The organism is Franzmannia qiaohouensis (genome assembly GCF_031451695.1).
GTDB lineage: Bacteria > Pseudomonadota > Gammaproteobacteria > Pseudomonadales > Halomonadaceae > Franzmannia > Franzmannia qiaohouensis.
This window is the reverse complement of sequence record NZ_JARWAM010000005.1, coordinates 229,563-250,629: the sequence shown is the minus strand read 5'-3', so window position 1 is coordinate 250,629 and position 21,067 is coordinate 229,563. Positions and strand designations below refer to the sequence as shown.

Annotated in this window: 20 protein-coding genes; 15 read left to right on the top strand and 5 right to left on the bottom strand. The window is 65.6% G+C overall.

All coding sequences use genetic code 11. From position 1 onward, the window contains the following. Nucleotides 1-59: 59 nt before the first annotated feature. From QC821_RS08640 to QC821_RS08615, 6 genes are all read left to right on the top strand, one after another. Complete coding sequence (locus QC821_RS08640) at nt 60-1,118, top strand: SDR family oxidoreductase (RefSeq protein WP_309719749.1); 1,059 nt, start codon at nt 60-62, stop codon at nt 1,116-1,118. Nucleotides 1,119-1,568: 450 nt separating this feature from the next. Then, a complete protein-coding gene (locus QC821_RS08635; protein ID WP_309719747.1) occupies nt 1,569-2,780 on the top strand; it encodes an amino acid ABC transporter substrate-binding protein in 1,212 nt (403 codons plus the stop codon). Nucleotides 2,781-2,839: 59 nt separating this feature from the next. Beyond that, nucleotides 2,840-3,715, top strand: coding sequence for a branched-chain amino acid ABC transporter permease (locus QC821_RS08630; RefSeq protein ID WP_309719745.1), 876 nt, complete (start codon nt 2,840-2,842; stop codon nt 3,713-3,715). Next, nucleotides 3,712-4,680, top strand: coding sequence for a branched-chain amino acid ABC transporter permease (locus QC821_RS08625; RefSeq protein ID WP_309719743.1), 969 nt, complete (start codon nt 3,712-3,714; stop codon nt 4,678-4,680). Before QC821_RS08630 ends, QC821_RS08625 begins: the two co-directional genes overlap by 4 nt. Beyond that, complete coding sequence (locus QC821_RS08620; protein ID WP_309719741.1) at nt 4,677-5,417, top strand: ABC transporter ATP-binding protein; 741 nt, start codon at nt 4,677-4,679, stop codon at nt 5,415-5,417. The genes QC821_RS08625 and QC821_RS08620 overlap by 4 nt, the downstream gene beginning before the upstream one ends. Continuing rightward, entirely contained in the window at nt 5,410-6,129 is a 720-nt protein-coding gene (locus tag QC821_RS08615) for an ABC transporter ATP-binding protein (protein WP_309719738.1), read from the top strand. Before QC821_RS08620 ends, QC821_RS08615 begins: the two co-directional genes overlap by 8 nt. A 208-nt stretch (nt 6,130-6,337) precedes the next feature. On the opposite strand, the gene QC821_RS08610 is transcribed toward QC821_RS08615, so the two are convergent. Together QC821_RS08610 and QC821_RS08605 are read right to left on the bottom strand one after the other, a co-directional pair. Next, nucleotides 6,338-7,336, bottom strand: a complete 999-nt coding sequence (locus QC821_RS08610; protein WP_309719735.1) for a porin — start codon at nt 7,334-7,336, stop codon at nt 6,338-6,340. Nucleotides 7,337-7,615: 279 nt separating this feature from the next. Continuing rightward, nucleotides 7,616-8,542 (bottom strand): LysR family transcriptional regulator, encoded by a 927-nt coding sequence (locus QC821_RS08605; RefSeq protein WP_309719732.1) that lies wholly within the window; start codon nt 8,540-8,542, stop codon nt 7,616-7,618. Nucleotides 8,543-8,708: 166 nt separating this feature from the next. On the opposite strand from QC821_RS08605, the gene mdlC reads away from it, so the two are divergent. The 5 genes from mdlC to pcaG all read left to right on the top strand — a co-directional run bounded on the left by mdlC (nt 8,709) and on the right by pcaG (nt 13,865). Further along, entirely contained in the window at nt 8,709-10,289 is a 1,581-nt protein-coding gene (gene mdlC, locus QC821_RS08600; RefSeq protein ID WP_309719729.1) for a benzoylformate decarboxylase, read from the top strand. A gap of 70 nt (nt 10,290-10,359) precedes the next feature. Beyond that, nucleotides 10,360-11,376 carry a TRAP transporter substrate-binding protein gene (locus QC821_RS08595; protein WP_309719726.1) on the top strand — a complete coding sequence of 339 codons (1,017 nt, stop codon included), beginning with the start codon at nt 10,360-10,362 and terminating at the stop codon, nt 11,374-11,376. A 67-nt stretch (nt 11,377-11,443) separates the two neighbouring features. Continuing rightward, entirely contained in the window at nt 11,444-12,364 is a 921-nt protein-coding gene (gene pcaQ, locus QC821_RS08590) for a pca operon transcription factor PcaQ (protein ID WP_309719723.1), read from the top strand. Between the two features lie 122 nt (nt 12,365-12,486). Continuing rightward, a complete protein-coding gene (gene pcaH, locus QC821_RS08585; protein WP_309719719.1) occupies nt 12,487-13,218 on the top strand; it encodes a protocatechuate 3,4-dioxygenase subunit beta in 732 nt (243 codons plus the stop codon). A gap of 14 nt (nt 13,219-13,232) precedes the next feature. Next, nucleotides 13,233-13,865: a protocatechuate 3,4-dioxygenase subunit alpha gene (gene pcaG / locus QC821_RS08580; protein WP_309719716.1), complete on the top strand. Its 633-nt coding sequence runs from the start codon at nt 13,233-13,235 to the stop codon at nt 13,863-13,865. 115 nt (nt 13,866-13,980) lie between these two features. Here the strand turns inward: pcaG and QC821_RS08575 are convergent, their stop codons facing one another. From QC821_RS08575 to QC821_RS08565, 3 genes are read right to left on the bottom strand one after another with little or no spacing between them, the layout of a single operon-like run. Further along, nucleotides 13,981-15,006 (bottom strand): TRAP transporter substrate-binding protein, encoded by a 1,026-nt coding sequence (locus tag QC821_RS08575; RefSeq protein WP_309719714.1) that lies wholly within the window; start codon nt 15,004-15,006, stop codon nt 13,981-13,983. Nucleotides 15,007-15,040: 34 nt separating this feature from the next. Further along, complete coding sequence (locus QC821_RS08570) at nt 15,041-16,021, bottom strand: PDR/VanB family oxidoreductase (protein ID WP_309719712.1); 981 nt, start codon at nt 16,019-16,021, stop codon at nt 15,041-15,043. Further along, on the bottom strand, nt 16,018-17,070 hold the full coding sequence (locus QC821_RS08565) for an aromatic ring-hydroxylating dioxygenase subunit alpha (protein WP_309719710.1): 1,053 nt from the start codon (nt 17,068-17,070) through the stop codon (nt 16,018-16,020). The genes QC821_RS08570 and QC821_RS08565 overlap by 4 nt, the downstream gene beginning before the upstream one ends. 170 nt (nt 17,071-17,240) lie before the next feature. Between QC821_RS08565 and QC821_RS08560 the strand changes: the two genes are divergently transcribed. The 4 genes from QC821_RS08560 to QC821_RS08545 all read left to right on the top strand — a co-directional run bounded on the left by QC821_RS08560 (nt 17,241) and on the right by QC821_RS08545 (nt 21,037). Next, nucleotides 17,241-17,939: a GntR family transcriptional regulator gene (locus QC821_RS08560; RefSeq protein ID WP_309719708.1), complete on the top strand. Its 699-nt coding sequence runs from the start codon at nt 17,241-17,243 to the stop codon at nt 17,937-17,939. Between the two features lie 261 nt (nt 17,940-18,200). Beyond that, nucleotides 18,201-19,223, top strand: a complete 1,023-nt coding sequence (locus QC821_RS08555; RefSeq protein WP_309719706.1) for a TRAP transporter substrate-binding protein — start codon at nt 18,201-18,203, stop codon at nt 19,221-19,223. A 13-nt stretch (nt 19,224-19,236) separates the two neighbouring features. After that, complete coding sequence (locus QC821_RS08550; protein ID WP_309719703.1) at nt 19,237-19,761, top strand: TRAP transporter small permease; 525 nt, start codon at nt 19,237-19,239, stop codon at nt 19,759-19,761. Next, nucleotides 19,751-21,037: a TRAP transporter large permease gene (locus QC821_RS08545; RefSeq protein WP_309719700.1), complete on the top strand. Its 1,287-nt coding sequence runs from the start codon at nt 19,751-19,753 to the stop codon at nt 21,035-21,037. Before QC821_RS08550 ends, QC821_RS08545 begins: the two co-directional genes overlap by 11 nt. Nucleotides 21,038-21,067: the final 30 nt, after the last annotated feature.

The following is a 21,067-nucleotide window of genomic DNA, read 5'->3' as shown; positions in this document are numbered from 1 at the left end:
GCGCTCATCGATCTGGCGTGAGGCCGGGTCTTCTCGCACTTTCCAGAAGGGCATCGATCATGCGTAAAGGCATAGCGCTCGTTGTTGGCGCCACCGGTATTACCGGCGGCAATCTCGCGTCTTATCTGGTGGCCAGCGGCTGGACGGTATACGGTCTGTCGCGCCACGCCACCGAGCAGAGCGGGGTGATTCCGGTCGCCGCCGATCTGCTGGACAAGTCGGCCACCGCGCAGGCGCTTGCGGGCCTGCCGATTACCCACGTCTTCTACTGCACCTGGGTGCGTCGCGACAACGAGAAGGCCAACGTCGAGGCCAACAGCGCGATGATGCGTCACCTGTTCGAGGCCCTCGATTGCGACAGCCTGGAACACGCCTCGCTGGTGACCGGCACCAAGCAGTATCTGGGCTCGTTCGAGGCCTACGGCAGCGGTCGCATCGAGACACCGTTCCGCGAGTCCGAGCCGCGGGTGCCGGGCGATAACTTCTACTACGCCTTGGAAGACGTGCTGTTCGACGCCGCCGCGCGACATGGATTTACCTGGAACGTGCACCGTCCGCACACCGTGATCGGCTATGCCCGCGGCAATGCCATGAACATGGGCACGACGCTTGCCGTCTACGCGTCGATCTGCCAGGCGACCGGCCAGCCCTTCGTGTTCCCGGGCTCACAGGTGCAGTGGAACGCCTTGACGGACATGACCGATGCGCTGGTGCTGGCGCGGCAGATGGAGTGGGCGGCGACCACGCCGGGCGCGGCCAACCAGGCCTTTAACACCGTCAACGGCGACGTCTTCCGCTGGCGCCGCATGTGGCGCGAGATTGGCGACTACTTTGGCCTCGAGGTGTCGGAGTGCCCGGAAACGCCGCAGCCGCTGGAGACGCAGATGGCCGATGCGGCAGCGACCTGGCGCGAGCTGGCCCGCAAGCACGATCTGGTCGAGCCGGACGTCGGCAAGCTGGCGTCCTGGTGGCACACCGATGCCGACCTGGGCCGCGATCAGGAGTGCGTCAACGACACCACCAAGTCCCGCGACTTCGGCTTCGACCACTTCCGTGAGACACGCGGCGCCTTTTGCGACCTGTTCGATCGCCTGCGCGCCGAGAAGCTCATCCCCTGACAGGCCTCGCGATAGGGTGTCGCAGCCCTCATGACGTCGCTATCAGTTGCCTAGGCTTTGTCCGAACACTGCCTGCGCTCGGCCATGCGGCGTTAAAAATCGGCTCAAAGTACTCATTTACAACTCGTAAACTCGTGTGCGAGCCCAGTCCGTCTTCTCACCGATTTTTGCCTTGTCTGACCATCGCTCGTCGACTTTTGAGACAGAGCCCAGTTTCCACACTGAATAGATCGACTCTATACGTGATATAAGCTGCGTAGATAATCAGGCGTAGTGGGGTAGGTGTTTGTAATGTAAGTGTTTTTTTGTCGGCATCAGAGGCTACAACTTTGGCATGACTGTACGCTGACCCACGGCGGCTCTAGGCTCGATATGCAATGCGTATTTATGTTCGTTATTCGAACTAATTGCGACAGTGCCATCGACCACAAGAAAAACGGAGCCGCCATCATGTCATCGACCTCACTTACTCGGACGCTGCTGGGCATCGGAGCCTGTGTTGCCCTGAGTGTTCCCGCCATGGCCGAGGAGCTGCCGGAGAGCATCCGCATCGGCTATGCCGTCTCCGATACCGGGCTCTACGCCGGGGGCGCCGGTACCACGATTACCCCCAACTACAAGCTCTGGGTGGAGGAAGTAAACCAGGCCGGCGGTATCCGCGTGGGCGACCGCCAGCTGCCGATCGAGGTGGTGGCCTACGACGACCGCAGCAGCTCGGAAGAGGCCGTACGCGCCGTCGAGCGGTTGATCAATCAGGACGAGGTGGACTTCGTGCTGCCACCCTGGGGAACGGCGCTGAACCTGGCGGTGGCGCCGGTGCTGAACCGCGCAGGCTATCCGCACCTGGCGGTGACGGCGGTGTCCGACCGCCAGCAGGACCTGATGGACCGCTGGCCGCGGCTGTTCTTCTTCCTCAGTACCTCCAGCCACTATGCCGAAGGCATCGTGACCATGCTCGAGGAGCTGCGCGAGAGCGGCGAGATCGAAGGTCGGGTGGCCATGGTCAACGTTGCCGACCAGTTCGGCATCGAGCTCGCCAACGCCGCCGAGGCGCTGCTGGAGGAGGCTGGCTTCGAGATTGTTTACAACCAGTCATATCCGCCGGGTACCCAGGACATGCAGGGCATCATCAACAGCGCCCGCCAGCGCGACCCGGAGGCGTTCCTGGCCTTCAGCTACCCCCCTGAAACCATCGCCATCACCGATCAGGCCCAGACCCTGGGCTTCAATCCGCCGCTGTTCTACACCGCGGTAGGCACCGCCTTTCCGCTTTACCAGGACCGCTTCGGCGACAACGTCGAAGGGGTGCTGGGCATCGGCGGCGTGGATGTCGGGAGCGAGGTGATGGTGGATTACATCGAGCGGCATACCGAGCTGACCGGGCAGGCCCCCGATCTGTGGGCCAGTGCGCCGACCTACGCCAGCCTGGAGGTGTTGCAGCAGGCCATCGAGCGGGCCGGCAGCATCGATCATGAGCAGGTCGTGGCGGAGATGGAACACGGCACCTTCGATACGGTGCTGGGCGAGATCACCCTGGATGGCCGCGCCTACTGGGAGGGCTGGCAGGTCGGCCAGTGGCAGGACGGCGTGTTCCGCGCCATCGGCCCCAGCGACCGCGACGGGGCGACCGAGATCGTGCTGCCCAAGCCGGCATGGCAATGACGCCGTCATGCGGCAGGCGCCTTGCCTGCCGCTGCATGCATAGCACACAGGGGTGACACATGGCTTTTCTCGATGCGCTGCTCAACGGGCTCACCCTGGGCGGCATGTATGCCCTGGTGGCCATGGGGCTGACGCTGCAGTACGGCGTGGCGAGGATCATGAACCTCTCCTACGGGGAGTTCCTGATCGCCGCCGCCTTCTCCGCCTACTGGCTGTTCCAGGTGCAGGCGATCAATCCGCTGCTAGCGCTGCTGCTGGTGGTGCCGGTGGCGTTTGCGGCCAACTGGCTGATCTATCAGATCATGCTGCACCCGCTGGTGAAGCGCTCGCGAAATCGCGGCGAGCTGGAGGTTAATAGCATCCTGGCGACCTTCGGGTTGTTGTTCGTGATCCAGGGGCTGGTGCTGCTGCTGTTTGGCAGCAACTACTTCAGCTACACCTATATCAGCAATGTTTTCATCATTTCGGGCTCTCCCATCGCCGCCGATCGACTACTGGCGGTGGGCGTCGCAGTGGTGCTAGGCACGGCACTCTACTTGCTGCTCGTTCGCACGCGCCCCGGTACCGCGCTGCGGGCGGTTTCCGTCGACCCTCGGGCGGCACAGCTGGCCGGCATCGACGTGCGTGCGGCCTCGGCCATGGCGTTTGCGCTGGGCGGCGGGCTGGTGGCTGCCAGTGGCGTGCTGGTCAGCATGTTCACCACCTTCAACGCTTCGATGGGCGTGGTCTTCACCATGAAGGCACTGATTGTGGTGATCATGGGCGGTGCCGGACACCTGATGGGTGCGCTGGCCGCGGGGCTGATCCTGGGCCTGGTAGAGAGCTTCGTGGCGGTATACGTGGCGCCGGGACTGACGCTGGCGGCGACCTTCGCGCTGTTCCTGATCGTGCTGCTGGTACGGCCGACCGGGATGATGGGGAGGGCCGGCGCATGACCATTCCCACTCGCGCGACGCTGCTCGGCGTCGTCCTGCTGCTGGCCGGGGTGATCGGCTTTGCGCTGCTGCCCAGCGTCGTGGGCGGCTATGGGCTGTCGCTTGCCATCAACTTCCTGATGTTCGCCATCCTGGCCACCGCCTGGGCGATGTTCTCGGGGCCGAGCGGCTATGTCTCGTTGGCCACCGTGGCCTTCTTCGGTATCGGCGCTTATACCGTGGCGGTACTCGGCGAGCAGCTACCCTGGGGCGCGGTGCTGCTGCTCGCCGCGGGCATCGCCTTTGTGGTGGCGCTGCTGGTCGGGCTCTCCACGCTGCGGCTGAGCGGGGTCTACTTCGTCATCTTCAGCTTCGGGCTGGCGGAGCTGATCCGCCAGGTGGTGAACTGGTACGAGTCGACCCAGGCGGGCAGCGTGGGACGCTACGTATTCCTCGATATCACCCAGGAGCAGATCGTCTGGCAGCTCACGGCGGTACTGGCTCTGTTGTTTATCGTCGGCTGGCTGATCCAGCGTTCCCGGGTCGGCTTCGCGCTGCGCATGATCGGCGATGACGAGACGGTGGCGCTGCACTGCGGTGTGAACATCACCCTGATCAAGGTGCTGGTGTTCTCGCTCAGCGCCGCCTTCATGGCGCTGGTCGGGGCCATCGTGGCGCCGCGCTGGACCTATCTCGACCCGAGTATCGCCTTCAATCCCAATATCTCGTTCCAGGTACTGATCATGGCGCTGCTGGGCGGCGCCCGGCGGCTCTACGGCCCGCTGCTCGGGGTGATCCCCATGGTGCTGCTGTTCGAGTACCTCTCCACCCACTTTCCGCATCTGTTCAGCGTGCTGCTGGGCGTCACCTTCCTGGCCATCGTCTACCTGGTGCCCCACGGCGTGGCGGGCCTCATCGACAGCTACGTGCAGCGCTACCGGGCGCGCTTCCCTGGCCAACCTGCGCAGCAGGAGGGAGCCTCATGACGACACCAACTACGCTGCTCTCGGTCGGCAACGTGACCCGTCGCTTCGGTAGCCTGCGCGCGGTAGACGACTTGAGCTTCGACATCGCCGAGGGCGAGATCGTCGGGCTGCTGGGGCCCAACGGCTCGGGCAAGACCACCATGATGAACCTGGTATCCGGCGCCCTGAAGCCCAATGCCGGGACCATTCGCCTGGCCGGGGAGGAGATTGCCGGCCTGCCGCCGAACCGTATCGCCCGCCAGGGCATTGCGCGCACCTTCCAACTGGTAAGGGTGCTGCCCTCGATGCACTGCCTGGACAACGTCAAGGCGGGGCTGGGGTTCGGTGCCGAGCCGACCTGGGGCAGCGCCGCCGACTCGCTTGGCGAGGCGCTGCTGCAGCGGGTCGGCATGGCGCACCGCTGCTGGACGCTGGGCAAGGACCTTACCTACATGGACCAGAAGCGCCTGGAGCTGGCGCGTGCCCTGGCGCTTAAGCCACGCCTGCTGCTACTGGACGAGTGGCTGGCGGGGCTCAACCCGTCGGAGCTGGTCGAGGCCATCGAGCTGCTGCGCAAGGTGCGCGGCGAAGGCGTCACCATGGTGATGGTCGAGCATGTCATGGATGCGATTCGTTCGCTCTGCGACCGCTGCGTGATCATGAACGCCGGCGCCAAGATCGCCGAGGGAACCCCGGCCGAGGCCTTGGCCGAGCCGGAAGTAGTGCGCGCCTATCTGGGAGACGATGCCCATGCTTGAACTACGAAATGTGTCCGCCGCCTACGGTCAGCACCTCGCGCTGCAGGGCATCGATCTGACGGTGCGCGAGGGCGAGATGGTGGTGATGCTGGGCGCCAACGGGGCCGGCAAGTCGACCCTGCTGTCGGTGATTGCCGGCCAGGTGCCGGCGCGACAGGGCAGTGAGGTGAGCCTGGCCGGTATCGACCTGCTCGGCCTGCTGCCGCATCGGGTGGTCGAGGCCGGGGTTGCCCTGGTGCCGGAAGGGCGCGGGATCTTCGGCGCCATGACTGTGCGCGAAAACCTGCTGCTGGGGGCCTATCCGAAGCGTGCGCGAGCCGAGGAGCGGCGCAGCCTGGCGCGCGTCATGACACTCTTTCCCAAGCTCGAGGAGCGCCTGGGGCAGGTGGCGGGCACCATGAGCGGCGGCGAACAGCAGATGGTGGCGATCGGTCGTGCGCTGATGTCGGCGCCCCGCTTGTTGCTGCTCGACGAGCCGTCGCTGGGGCTGTCGCCGCTGATGGCCGGCGAGCTGTTCAAGGCGCTGGAACGGATCCGTGAGATTGACGTAAGCGTGCTGTTCGTCGAGCAGAATGCGCGCAAGAGCCTGGCCATCGCCGATCGCGGCTACCTGATAGAGAACGGCACGGTGGTCGGCGAGGGGACGGCCAAGGCGCTGCTCGCCGACGATAGTGTGCAGCAGGCTTATCTCGGAGTCGCCAGGAGCGCCTGAGCAGGCTCAGCCTGATATTTCATTACCCTATGAAGAGGGAGAGCGGTGGTCCACTGGCTCGGCAGGCAGGGTGCTTGCCGGGCCTTGTCGTGCTGTCGAAAGGTACCCTGTGCCATCCGTATTGAGCATCGGAAAAAAAGCCCGGTGGGTGACACCCACCGGGCCGCAAGTAAGCTAGTCAAGCCATGCGCGAGCATCGGCCTCAGAATCAGAAACTGACGCTGATGCCCGCCGCCACGTTGTTGTCGGTGCTGTCGTAGCGGCTCGCTTCGAGAAAGGCGTAGACGTCCTGGTTGAAGTGGTGACGAACGATGCCGACCAACGCGTCGTTGTCGAGATCGAGGTTCCTGTCGTTCTCGGCATAGCCGATGGAGACCGACCAGGCATCGCTCAGATTGGCCGAGACGTTTACGCCCCAGGCATCGAAATCGGCGGCGCCGCTGCTGTCTTCGCGGTCGTCGTTGTGCTCGTAGACGCCACCCAACTGGACCATGCCGAAATCGTAGCCGATGCCGAAGGAGGTGCGGTGCAGGTTATCGATACCCGGGCGGCGCACCTGGGTATGGCCAAGACCGAAGTTCAGCGGCCCCTGGTCGTAGACCAGGCGTCCCGTCACCACATCGAAGTCCTGGTCGTTCTGGGCGTTGGTGGTCAGTACGGCACCGATGAACTGGAAGCCGCCGAACCGGGGCGAGCCGTAGGAGAGCACATCACTGCCCTGTTCGGCCTGGCCGAAGATGGCGTTCTGCCCGGTCTGGCCATGGAAACGGTTGTACTCGAAGACATCGACGTTGCGATAAATCTGCCCCCAGAAACCGGAAGGTACTCGGGGCTGCAGGCCGAGCGTACCGTAATCGGTCATCAGCAGGACGCGGGCGGTGCGGATATAGATCTCGCCGTCGTCCTGACGGTGGACGCCGGGCGTCCAGGTCTGCTCGTCCACGGAATTGATGGCATTGGCGAAATCGGCCACCAGATCGTAGCGGATGCGCAATCCGTCGTTAACGGTGTAGATGCCCCCCAGGCCGGCCTCGGCCCTGAAGGCCCAGAGATCGAGATCCCGGTCGGCGACGTTGAGTACCCCTCCGGTCACAGTGCCGGAGAAGGTGGGGCCGTCATGTCGCGATTCGGCCAGGGTCTGGGCGGAAACGGCAGCGGCCAGGGCGAAAGCGAGAGGCGTGAGGGTCAGTCGTTTGAGCGTTGTCATTGTGTGTTCCCACTGGTGTGCGAGTCGTTGTTGTACGGGCGTGTGAAGCGCTCGTAGTTCGCAATACGAACATAAATACGCATTACGAAATTTACGCTAGTGGACAGCACAGATGACAGGCAACCATGCCAAAGTTGTAACGCGGGAATAACAGAGAAGAGGTCGCGGAAAAAACGCTTCTTTTAAAAGAGGTTAATCCGAAAAGTTGCCCTATATCGAGAGTTCGTATAGAGCATATAAGCCGTTTTTATCCGGATGCCGATTGCTGGTTTTTTTGGCTTATCTTGGCTCGGCGTCGTCGGCGAGGGTGAGGTCGAGCGAAGCGATGGCCTCTGACAGCGTGCTGCAGAACCAGCGCTGTGCCGGTGAATGAAAGGCCTGGGCGCGCCAGTAGAGCGAGATATCGAAGTCGGGCACCTCAAACGGTAGCGGGTGAATGCAGAGGCTACCGTCGGCGGCGAACTGGCGGGCGATATGTACCGGGATGATGCCGAGTAAATCGTTTTGTCGCAGGATCTTGGGCAGAATCAGGAAGTGCGGGACTTCGAGTGCGACCTTGCGCTCGATGCCCAGCTCCTGGAGCTTTTCTTCCGCCAGGCTATGCCCGGACGCGCTGGCCACCACCACATGCCGGCAGCGGGTGAAGGCGGCGAGATCTAGCGGCGCGTCCTGGAACAGTGAGGGCCGCCCCAGGCAGACATAGCGGTCCTTGGCGATCACGCGACGCTCGATGCTGGACCCTTTGATCGGTCTGCTGCAGATGATGGCGTTGACCTGGCCGTTGATCAGCCACTCGTCGGCGCGGTCGATCTGCAGCGGGATGACCTCCAGCTCTACCTCTGGGGCCTGGGCATGCAGGTGCTGCAAGATCGTCGACAGGAACGAAGCTTCGCCGAGGTCGGTCAGCGCCAGTCGAAAGCGCAGGCGACACGCGGCGGGTGTGAAGTGCTGGCGACTCTCGATGGTGTTTTCCAGCTGCTGCAGCGCCGCCTTGAGGGTGGGGTAGAGCTGGCGGGCGGTCATGGTTGGTTCCATGGCCTGGTGGGTGCGGATGAACAGCCGGTCGTCGAAGAGCTCGCGCAGGCGCGACAGGGCATAGCTGACCGACGGCTGGGTGACGTGCAGCCGCGCGGCCGCCTGGGTGACGCTGCTCGTCTCATAGAGAAGGACGAAGACGCGGATCAGGTTCAGGTCGGGAAGCGACATCGGCGTACTCGGTGGTTGGCGTGTTGTTGTCCGGGTATGGCCACACATTACCCGGCGGAAGTGAAATAAAACACATCTATTTAGCGTAGAAAAACTATCGATTTGCTCGATGTTGCTCGTAGCTTCTAGCGTGTAAGGACTACTTAGCAAAGACAAGGAAGCCCGCATGCCCAGCGTCCACTCCGTTACCTACTCGCTACTGCGCCGCCAGGGCATCACCACCGTCTTCGGCAACCCCGGCTCCAACGAGCTGCCGTTCCTCAAGGGCTTTCCCGAGGATTTCCGCTACGTGCTGGGGCTGCATGAGGGCGTGGTGGCGGGGATGGCTGACGGCTACGCGCTGGCCAGCGGGCGACCGGCATTCGTCAACCTGCATGCGGCGGCGGGCACCGGCAACGCCATGGGTGCGCTGACCAACGCCTGGTACTCGCATTCGCCGCTGGTGATCACCGCCGGCCAGCAGGCGCGCTCGATGATCGGCGTGGAGTCGATGCTGGCCAACGTGGAGGCGCCGCAGCTGCCCAAGCCGCTGGTCAAGTGGAGCTATGAGCCGGCCTGCCCCGAGGACGTGCCGCGGGCGCTGAGCCAGGCGATCCACAGCGCCTCGCTGCCGCCGCGCGGGCCGGTCTACGTGTCGATTCCGCATGACGACTGGGACCGTGAGGTCGGTGACGACGCCGAGCTGGTGGTGGCGCGCGAGATCCAACACGCCGGGGTGCCGTCGCCTGCGCAGCTCGAGCGCCTGGCGGGGCGGCTGAATGGCGCCGAGAACCCGGTGCTGGTGCTGGGGCCCGAGGTCGATGCCCGCCAGGCCAACGGGCTGGCGGTCGAGCTGGCCGAGCGCCTGCGGCTGCCGGTGTGGGTGGCACCTTCTGCGTCGCGCTGCCCCTTTCCCAATCGTCATCCCTGCTTTCGCGGCGTGCTGCCGGCAGCGATTGCCGGCATTGCCGCTCACCTCGAGGGCCACGACCTGGTCGTGGTGGTGGGGGCGCCGGTGTTCCGCTACCACAAGTACGCGCCGGGGCGCTATCTGCCGGAGGGTGCGCAGCTGGTACACGTCACCGGCGACGCCAACGAGGCAGCCCGGGCGCCCATGGGCGATGCCCTGGTGGGCGATGTACACGCCACCCTCGAGACGCTGTTGCCACTCGTGGCCCAGCGCGAGCGCGCACTGCCCGAGGCGCTACCGAGCCCGGCGTCAGCCGCGGATGGCGACGGACGCCTGGCCCCGGCCAACGTGTTCGATACCCTCGACGCGTTGGCGCCGGAGGACGCCATCTTCGTCAAGGAGTCGACCTCGACGGTGGAGATCTTCTGGGAGCGGGTCGGCATGCGCCATCCCGGCAGCTACTTCTTCCCCGCCGCGGGTGGGCTCGGCTTCGGCTTGCCGGCGGCACTCGGCGTGCAGCTCGCCCAGCCGCAGCGCCAGGTCATCGGGGTGGTCGGCGACGGCTCGGCCAGCTACGCCATCACCGCCCTGTGGAGCGCCGCCCAGTACCGCATCCCGGCGGTGCTGATCATCCTCAACAACGGCACCTACGGCGCGCTGCGCGGCTTCGCCCGCCATATGGCGGTGGACGACGCCCCGGGGCTCGACGTGCCGGGTATCGACTTCTGCGCGCTGGCGCAGGGCTACGGGGTGGAGGCGCGCCTGGCCGACTCCCGTGAGGCCCTAGCCAGCGCGTTGCAAGAGGGCCTCGCCATGGATCGCCCGCTGCTGATCGAGGTACCGACCCTGCCTACCTGACACCTGTCAGGAGCAACAACACGCCACTCGCATCACGACACTCACGATAAGCACAACAGAGGTCACCACCATGAAACACGCCATCTCCCGCTGCCTGCTGGCCACCTGCGTGGCCGCCGCCGCGACCGCCGCCCACGCCGACACCCTGCGCATGGCGCATTTCTGGCCCTCTGGCTCGGAGGTCAATCAGGAGATCTTCGAGGCCTGGGCGGCGAGCCTCGAGGAAGCCACCAACGGCGCGGTCAAGGTCGAGAACTACCCCTCCCAGACCCTGGGGCCGTCGGACCAGGCCTACCAGGGCGCGGTCAACGGCATCTCGGATATCGCCATCACCATGCAGGGCTACACCTCGGGGCGCTTCCCGCTCTCGGAGATCGTCCAACTGCCGGGTGTCTCGTCCAGCTCCTCCCAGGGCTCCTGCGTGCTGCAGTCGCTGTATGACGAAGGCCTGATCAGCGACGAGTACGACGACGTCAAGGTGCTCTACATGTTCGCCACCGGGCCGGCCTACCTGCACACCCGCGGCGACGAACTGCAGACCCCCGACGACCTGCGCGGCCTGCGCATTCGCCGTCCCAGCGACGTCGCCGGCGAGATGCTCGAGCGCCTCGGCGCCCAGCCCATGGGCATGCCGGCGCCGGACATCTACACCTCGATGCAGCGCGGCGTGATGGACGGCCTGAGCTTCCCGTGGCAGGCGATGAAGACCTTCGGCATCAACGAGCTGGCCGAGTATCACCTCGAGGTGCCTTACTACACCGGGGTGGCCATGGCGGTGATGAACCTCGACAGCTACGAGCGTCTGGCCCCCGAGGTTCAGGAGGCCATCGACGCCCACACCGGGATGGAGTGGGCGGCGCGCGCCGGTGAGGTCTATGACCGTCTCGACCGCGAAGGGCGCGAGGAGGCCGTGGCCCAGGGCGGCACCATCCACACCGTGGAGGATCCGCTCAACGACCCGGAGTGGGCCGGGCCGCTGCAAGAGGGCACCGAGGGTTACCTGACCCGCCTCGAGGAACGCGGCATCGATAACGCCCGCGAGGTCCATGCCCGTGCCCTAGAACTGGGCGAGGCGTGTCAATCCTAAGCGGCGGTTCCGTTTTGGCTGATGATCGGCGAAGGTAGGGCACTCTAACCACCGCCGGTCGTTTGCCATGCTCAATCCGCGTATCAAGCTGCGCCATCTGCAGGCCTTTCTCGAGGTTGCCAAGCGGCGCAGCTTTGCGCGGGCCGCCGAGAGCCTGGCGATCACCCAGCCGGGGATCTCCAAGGCCATCCGCGAGCTCGAGGAGAGCGTTGCGGCGCCGCTGTTCGAGCGCAATGCCCAGGGTGTGGCGCTGACCCAGGCTGGGCTCACCCTGCTGCGCCACGCCGGGCCGGCGCTGCGCGCGCTGGAGGAGGGCGTCGGCGCGGTGAGTGCCGCCCAGGGCAGCGGCGAGTGGCTGCGGGTCGGGGCGCTCTCCACGGTGGAGAGCCAGCTGCTGCCGCGGGCGATCCTGCGCTGGCAGGCCGCTCTCGAGGCGCCCGACAGCGGCGTCAAGGTGGTCACCGGGGCCAGCGCCTACCTGCTCTCGCAGCTGCGTGCCGGCGAGCTCGACCTGGTGGTGGGGCGCATGACCGAGGCCCGCGAGATCCGCGACCTGACCTTCGAGCACCTCTACTACGAGCCGCTGCTGCTGGTAGTGCGCGGCGGTCATCCGCTGGTTGGCATTGCGCCCTTGCCCGCCGAGCGCTTGAGCGAGCTGGCCTGGGTGCTGCCACCGCCGCAGACCACCCTGCGCCAGCGGGTCGACAGCTTCTGCGTGCGCCACGGCTTGGGCCTTCCCGGCCGCCGCCTGGAGACCCTGTCGCTGCCGATCAGCCGCCGCTACACCCTCGACAGCGACGCGCTGTGGGTCGCCCCGCGCGAGGCGGTGGCCGACGACATCGCTGCCGGGCTACTGGTTGAGCTGGCGCTGCCGCTGGAGGACCAGGGCGGCTCGGTGGGCTTCTGCCGTAATGCCAGCCTGCAGCCCTCGCTGGGACTCGAGGCGTTCTGCGAGGCGCTGCGCGAGGTGGCCGCGCGACATCGATAGCCATAACCCATGGGTTATGGAGGTGCCCCAAGTCGTCAATTGGCAGCCCTGCGACGACGCGCCACACTACTGGCCAACCCGCGGCATGGCCCGCGATCCACGCCAGCAGAGGGCTTTTCGCCATGCAAGACGACAACAAGCGCTACGTCGAGCGCGACCGTAACTGGCATCCGCCGGCCTATGCGCCGGGCTACAAGACCACCGTGGCACGTTCGCCCAACCAGGCGCTGGTCAGCCTGCAGCGGCCCAGCGTCTCCGAGCTGAGTGGGCCGGACTTCCGTGCCCTGCGCATGGGCCCCCACGACAACGACCTGCTGATGAACTACCGCGAGGGCCAGGGCCAGGATGCGCTGCCCATCGGCGAGCGCGTCATCATGTTCGGGCGCGTGGTCGATCAGTACGGCAAGCCGGTGCCGCACACCCTGGTGGAGATGTGGCAGGCCAACGCCGGCGGCCGCTATCGCCACAAGAAGGACGCCTACCTGGCGCCCCTCGACCCCAATTTCGGCGGCGTCGGCCGCTGCCTTACCGACGACGACGGCTGGTACCGCTTCCGTACCATCAAGCCCGGCCCCTACCCCTGGCCCAATGGCATCAACACCTGGCGCCCGGCGCATATCCACGTCTCGGTGATGGGGCCGTCGATCTCGACCCGCCTGATCACCCAGATGTACTTCGAGGGCGACCCGCTGATCCCGATCTGCCCCATCGTGCAGACGATCAACGACCCGGACGCCGTCGAGACCATGATCGGCCGACTCGACATGGCGCGCAGCCGCCCCATGGACTGCCTGGCCTATCGCTTCGACCTGGTGGTACGTGGCGAGCTGCAGACCTACTTCGAAAACCAGTGACGGGAGAGACCGCCATGCAACAGCCCAATAGCGTCGGTACCCACGACCTGATGCTGCGCGAGACCGCCTCCCAGACCGCCGGGCCCTATGTGCACATCGGCCTGGCACTGGATGTCGCCGGCCTGCCCGAGCGCGATGAAGAGATCTGGAACCAGCTGGCCAAGCCCGAAGCGGACGGCGAGCATATCGAGGTAGTCGGCCAGGTGATCGACGGCAACGGTGACCTGGTGCGCGATGCCCTGATCGAGGCCTGGCAGGCCGATGGCCAGGGCCAGTATCAGCCGGCCTTCGATCTGCAGAAGCCGTTCAACAGCTTCGGCCGCACCGCCACCACCGCGGTCGGCGACAGCGAGTGGGCCTTGGCCACCGTCAAGCCGGGGGCCATCACCCGCGGCGACGGCAAGACCATGGCGCCGCATATCAACCTGGCGGTCTTCGCCCGCGGGGTGAATATCCAGCTGCAGACGCGTCTCTACTTCGAGGATGAAGCGGACGCCAACGCCGTCTGCCCGGTGCTCAACGCCATCGAGTCGCCGGCGCGCCGCCAGACGCTGATCGCCAAGCGCGAGGAGGCCGACGGCAAGGTGCGCTACCGCCTCGACATCCGCCTACAGGGCGACGGCGAGACGGTGTTCTTCGATTTCTGAACGGCGCTGACACCCAGACGTCTCTTCTCCCTGCATCTTTCGAGGTGCGGGGCTTTTTCGTGGGCAAAAAAAGCCCCGCCGTAGCGGGGCAATGGAGGACGTCGACGCCTTGGCGTCACACGTCACAGCTCTCCTGCTGCAGGCGCAGGCTCTCTTCGTAAAGTGATTCGGCATCGCCACCGGTGTCGGCCAGGTAGCGGTCGATGGTCTCCTGCAGCACCGGGCCCCAGGCGTCGTCGTTCATGGCATCGTCGATGACCAGGAACTCGTGGCCGGCCTCTTGCGCCTCTTCGCGACCCTGGCGGATCAGCTCGTCGTAGACGGCGGCGGCACGCAGCGACCACTGCATGCCGCTATGCTCGTCGATGATCTGGCGCAGGTCGTCGGGCAGGCTCTCGTAGGTGTCGCGGTTCATGGTGGCGGTGAGCGCCAGGTCGTAGAGCGGCACTTCGGTGTGGTAGTGGGCCTGCTCGTTGAGACGGAAGGTCTTCATGCCCTCCCAGTTGAAGCTGAGCCCATCGATGGCGCCGCGCTGCATCGAGGTGAAGACGTCCGGCGCCGGCATGCCGATGGCCTGGGCGCCGAGCCGCGAGAACATGTCGCCGACCACGGCAGTGGGGCGCCGCATGCGCAGGCCTTCGAGGTCGCTCGGGGTCTCGATCAGGCGGTCGCTGGTATGCAGGTAGCCGGGGCCGGTGGTGAACATGAACAGCACGTGGGAGTCGTCGTACTCGTCATCCAGGTGGCCGTCGTCATACAGCGATTGCAGGATGCACGAGCCCTGGCGGCTGCTCAGCGATACGCCGGGCAGTTCGATCACCTGGGTCAGCGGGAAGCGGCCGGCGCTGTAGCCCTGGGCGGTGGCGCCGATGTCGGCGATGCCGCTGACGGCGCCCTGGTAGGTGTTGTCGGCGCTGGCGAGGGTCTGGCCGGGGTAGATCTCGACGCTGAGGCGGCCCTCGGAGGCCTCCTCGACGCTCTCGGCCCAGGCGCCGAACAGCTCACGGTCGACCATCGAGCCGCCGGGCCAGACGTGGGCGATACGCAGGGTGGTGGCTTCTGCCAGGGCCGGCAGGGCGGCCAGGCCCGCGGCTAGTGTCAGGCTGGCGGCGAGTGGGATACGGCGTGCAGTCAGGGTCATGGGAACCTCGCTGATTGTGGTTATGGGCGTCGCGTCAGAGGTCGAGCACCAGTGTCTTGCTCTTGGCCCGCGAGCAGCAGGGGGTGAACTGGTCGTTGGCGGCGTGCTCGTGGTCATCGAGGTAGAGGTCGCGGTGGTCGGGTTCGCCCTCTAGCACCCGTGTCAGGCAGGTGCCGCAGACGCCCTGTTCGCAGGAGACCATGATCTCGATGCCGTTCTCGCTGAGTACCTGGTGCACGGTCTTGTCGGCCGGTACCTGGAAGCTGGCGCCGCTGCTGGCGATCTTGACCTCGAAGCTGTCGTCGTCCTCGCGGGTGGTCTCGGCGCCGCTGAAGTACTCGGTGTGCAGCTGCGCCTCTGGCCAGCCGTGCTCGCGAAAGGTCGAGAGGACGTGCTCGATGAAGCCCGCCGGGCCGCAGACGTAGACCTGGGTGTCGGGATCCGGCGCCGCGGCCAGGCCGGCAAGGTCGAGCTTTTGCTCAGCGTCACCGTCGTCGACGTGCAGGTGCACGCTGTCGGCGAAGGGCGCCTGGCGAATCTCGTCGAGAAAGGCGGTACGCGCCGCCGAGCGGGTGCAGTAGTGCAGCTCGAAGGCCGCCTGGGTATGCGCCAGTCGCTCGGCCATGCACAGCAGCGGGGTAATGCCGATACCGCCGGCGAACAGCAGGGTGCGGCGAGCCGGCACGAGGGGGAAGTGGTTCTTCGGCGCGCTGATCGCCAGCAGGTCACCGACCTGGAGCTCGTCGTGCATGGCCTTCGAGCCGCCCCGCGAGTCGGGCTCGCGCAGGATGCCCAGGCGGTAGCGGTCGCGCTCCTCGGGGTGATTGCACAGCGAGTACTGGCGGATCAACCCGTCCTGGCCCGGCGCCGGGACTCGCACGTCGATATGGGCGCCGGCGCTGAAGGCCGGCAGCGGCCGACCGTGGGGGTCGGCCAGTTCGACGACGATGATGTCCTCGGCGGTCTGGCGCTTGGCGGTCACCTCGACGAACATCGACAGGGGCAGCGCACTCATGATGCCTGCTCCGCTGGCGTGGCCTCGCGCTCTTCGGCGATCAGCCGCTCGATGATGCGCCGTGCCTGCACGCCGCCGCCGTCGATGTTGAGCTTGAGCAGCTGGCGCTCGGGGTAGGCGAGCAGGTTGCGCTGCTGTGCCTCGAGCATCTCCAGGTCCTCGGCGAAGATCTTGCCCTGGCCTTCGCGGATCTTGTCGGTGAGTTCGCTATCCTGCGGCTTGAAGTGGCGTGCCATGCCCCAGAAGTACCAGATCGAGGTCTCGGTCTCGGGGGTGATGAAGTCGACCACGATGCTGGCTGCCTTGTAGGCCTCCGGCGCGTCGTAGCCACCCTTGCCGGCGTGGGCCACGCCGACCTCGATCATCACGTGGCTAGGGGGCGTGAAGCGGCAGATCTGCCAGCGGTCCACCGGCACGTCGTCGGCCAGGTCGTTGCCGCGCAGGGCGGCCTGCCAGAAGGGCGGCGCGGGGATGTTCTCCATGTGCCGGCTGGTGATCACCTCGTTGCCGTTGACCTGGGTGTCGGGGGCGGCTTCCTCGATCTCCGGCTGGCCGATGCTGGAGGCATGGACGTAGGTCTCGTGGGTCAGGTCCATGAGGTTGTCGATCATCAACCGGTAGCCGCAGTTGACGTGGTAGAGCCCACCGCCGTAGGCCCACTCGGGGTCATGGGCCCAGTGCAGCTCGGGAATCTCGGCCGGGTCGGCCTGTTCGGCATCGCCGGGCCAGACCCAGATGAAGCCGTGGCGCTCCTCGACCGGATAGGCGCGCAGCGAGGGAAAACCGCGCACCCGCTGCCCGGGCATGCCCGAGCACTTGCCGTCGCCGCCCATCTCCAGGCCGTGGTAGCCGCATACCAGCTGTCCGTCACGCACGAAGCCCAGCGACAGCGGGGCGCCGCGGTGAGGGCAGAAGTCCTCCACCGCGGCGACCTTGCCACCTTCGCCGCGAAAGAACACGATCGTCTCGTTGCAGACGGTGCGGCCCAGCGGTTTGTCCTCGATCTCGTCCGGGGTGCAGGCCACGTACCAGGTATTCTTGGGAAACATGGGGTCTCTCCTCGTTCACGGGTAATCTGTTTTATAGTTAAACCATTTTGTGGTTCATCTATTATTGGATCCAAAGTACAGTCCATGTAGCTTGTCTTGGTCAATATATGCTTTAGTTGGATCCAAGGCGGCTTTCCGTCTTGAAAATGCCATAACGCTAAGGAAAACAAGTGAGTAGTGATGACAAGAGCGTGGTGACCCGACTGCGCAAGCTGATCAGTGAGGGGGGCTACCAGCCCGGTGAGCGCATCGGTGAGGTGCGAGTGGCCGAGCAACTGGGGGTGTCGCGCACCCCGGTGCGGCTGGCCTTTCGTACCCTGGAGCAGGAGGGCCTGCTGCAGCGTGCCAACAAGCGCGGCTTCGTGGTGCGCGAGTTCTCCCAGGAGGATGTGCTATGCGCGGTGGAGGTGCGCGGTGCGCTGGAGGGCCTGGCGGTGCGACGCCTCGCCGAGCGTGGCTTGCCGCCTGCAGTGCGTGAGCAGCTTGCAGGCTGCATCGCCCGCGGCGCCGAGCTGCTCGGCAAGGGCTATCTCGAGGAGGGCGATATCGCCCGCTGGAGTGAGTTGAACGAGACCTTCCACCGCACCATCGTCGAGGCCACCGGCAGCCGGGTGATTGGCGATGCGATCCAGCGCAACAACCATCTGCCGTTCGCCTCTGCCGACTCCATCGTCATCGACAGCGCGGCGCTCGACCGCGAGTACCAGAAGCTCTATCTGGCCCATCAGCAGCATCAGCTGGTATTTCAGGCACTAGGCCGTGGCGAGGGCGCCCGTGGCGAGATGCTGATGCGCGAGCATGCCTATATTGGCCTGCGCTATGGGGCGCTGTTCGGTTTGGATCCAGACGCCGAGAGCGAGGCTGAATAACAGCGCCGGGGGTGGTTCGCTGTAATGGCAGGGTGAGCCTGCCAAATGTCCAAGAAAGGCCTGCGCTTTTGACTGGCGAGGTGGGGCAGAGTGCCGGGCCAAAGGCGGCTAGCTGGCGCCTGTGTGGCTGTGCAGTCGGTCAACTAAGACCAAAGTGGGTTATCGAAAATCCACCGGGTGGGTTACGTTTCATTCTATATTGCGAACGATAGTTCGTATCACGAACTATCTCGGTGATAACGATAACCCAGGAGGTTCCCGATGAACCGCAAGTTACTGCCCTGCCTGCTGGCGCTCTCCGTTGCCGGGCTGGCCACCACCGCCCACGCTACCACCCTGCGCATGTCGCACTTCTGGCCGGATGGCTCGGGGATCAACCAGGAAATCTTCCAGGCCTGGGCCGATACCATCGAAGAGCAGTCCGGCGGCGAGCTGCGCGTCGAGAACTACCCCTCCCAGACCCTGACCCAGGCCGACGCCGCCTACCAGGGCGTGGTCAACGGCATCTCGGATATCGCCATTACCGCCCAGGGCTATACCGCCGGGCGCTTCCCGCTGTCGCAGATCGTCGAGCTGCCGGGCGTCTCGGATACCGCCAGCCAGGGCGCCTGCATCCTGCAGACGCTGTACGACGACGGCCACCTGGAGAGCGAGTACGACGACACCAAGGTGCTGTTCATGTTCACCACCGGGCCGGGCTACCTGCACACCACCGACACCGACATCCAGTCGCCGGCCGACCTCGAGGGACTGCGCATTCGTCGGCCTACCGCGGTGGCCGGCCAGATGCTCGAGAACCTCGGCGCCCAGCCGGTGGGCATGCCGGCGCCGGACATCTACACCTCGCTGCAGCGCGGCGTGGTCGACGGCCTGAGCTTCCCGTGGGAGGGCATGAAGGTGTTCCGCCTCAACGAGCTGGCCAGCTACCACACCCAGGTGCCGTTCTACTCACTGATCTTCGTCGCCACCATGAGCCAGCGCAGCTTCGACGGCCTGAGCGAGGCGCAGCAGGCGGTGATCGAGGACAACATGGGCATGGCCTGGAGCGAAATCGCCGGCGACGTCTTCGACGGTCTCGATGAAGCCGGCAAGGCCGAAGCCGAAGAGGCCGGCCACACCATTCGCGTGATCGACAACCCGCTGGAGCACGACGACTGGGCCGAGCCGCTCAAGGCCGGTATCGAAACCTATCTCGACGAGCTCGAGGAGCGCGGCATCGATAACGCCCGGGAGGTCTACCAGGCCGCCATGGATGCGCGTGACGAATGCCCGGTACGGCGCTGATGGGAGCCTGTGAATGCAACTCCTGACGACGACGAGTCACTGGCTGGCCCGGCTGGGCCAGCTGGTGGCGGGTATCGCCCTGCTGGCGCTGATGAGCGTGACCATGGCCGATGTGCTGACGCGCCTGCTGTTTCGGCTCTCGGCCGGCAGCATCAACTGGAGCGTCAGCGGCAGCGTGGAGCTGGTCAGCTACCTGATGATGTTCGCGCTGCTGGCGGCCATGGCCGCCAATATCGAGAAGAGCCAGGTGGTGGTGGAAGCCTTCAGCCACCGCCTGCCAGAGGCTTTCAAGCAGCGCCTCGGCGGCATCTACCTGATCGGCTTCTGCGTTCTCGGCGTGCTGATGACCCTGGGGCTGTGGCAGGAAGCGGCCAGCGCCGCGAGGCGTGGCCAGGTCACCCAGGACCTGCGCATCCCGATGGGGCCGATCTACCAGTTCGGTGCCGTGCTGTGTGCACTGCTCGCCGCGCGCAGCCTGATCCACGTGCTGCTTGGCAGCCTGTTCGCCACCCAAGGGGGAGGCGCCAATGAGCAGTGAAATGATTGGTGGCCTCGGCCTGATCGGTTTGCTGGTGCTGCTGGTACTGCGCGTGCCGGTGGCGCTGTCGATGCTGATCGTCGGTGTGGTCGGCTTCGCCCAGGTGATCTCCTGGGGGGCGGCGGTATCGATGGTCAAGTCGGTGCCGGTGGACGTGCTCTCCAGCTACAGCTTCAGTGCCATCCCGATGTTCATCCTGATGGGGGTGCTGGCGGCCCACTCCGGCATGGCCGGCATGCTGTTCAACTCTACGCGGGTGATGTGCGGCGGCTGGAAGGGTGGCATGGCGATTGCCACGGTAGGGTCCTGCGGGGTGTTCTCGGCGATCTCCGGTTCGTCGTTGGCCACCGCCAGCACCATGACCCGGGTCGCGCTGCCGGAGATGGAGAAGCACGGCTACGCGCGCTCGCTGGCCACCGGCACCCTGGCCGCCGGCGGTACCCTGGGCATCATGATCCCGCCCAGCATTGCGCTGCTGATCTATGCCGTGATCACCGAGCAGTCGGTGGGCGACATGTTTGCCGCGGGGCTGATCCCGGGCCTGATGGGCCTGCTGTTCTACGCCCTGTCGGTGACAGTGGTGATGCGCCTCAAGCCCGAGCTGGCGGTACCCGGGGAGCCCTCCAGCGCGCTCGACAAGCTCAAGTCGATCGCCGGGCTGGTGCCGTTCTTCACGGTCTTCGTGATCATCATCTTCGGCATCTACCAGGGCATGTTCACGCCGACCGAGGGGGCCGCGGTGGGTGCCTTCGCCACCCTGCTCTACGCGCTCTACAAGGGCATGCGCCTGGCCGGCCTGTGGCGCAGCGTGCAGGAGACCCTGGCGCTGTCGGCGGTGGTGTTCTTCATGCTGATGGGCGCCGAGACGCTGGGCTACTTCATCTCGGTGTCGCGGATCTCGTTCACCATCAGCCAGTTCCTGGGCGGGCTGGACGTGCCGACCATCTTCATCCTGCTGCTGATCCTGCTGATGTACTTCGTGCTCGGCATGTTCATGGACTCCATCGCCATGCTGGTGATCACCGTGCCGGTGGTGTTCCCGATCATCACCATGCTGGGCATCGACCCGATCTGGTTCGGTATCCTCACCGTGCTGACGGTGGAGCTGGGGCTGGTGACCCCCCCAGTGGGCATGAACGTGTTCGTGATCAAGGCCATGGCGCCCCATGTCAAGCTGGGCGAGATCTACCGCGGGGTGGCGCCGTTCATCGTCGCCGACCTGCTGCGCCTGATACTGCTGCTGGCGTTTCCGGTACTTACGCTATGGCTGATCTAGCGCCTAGGCGATTCCATGACAACAAGGAGT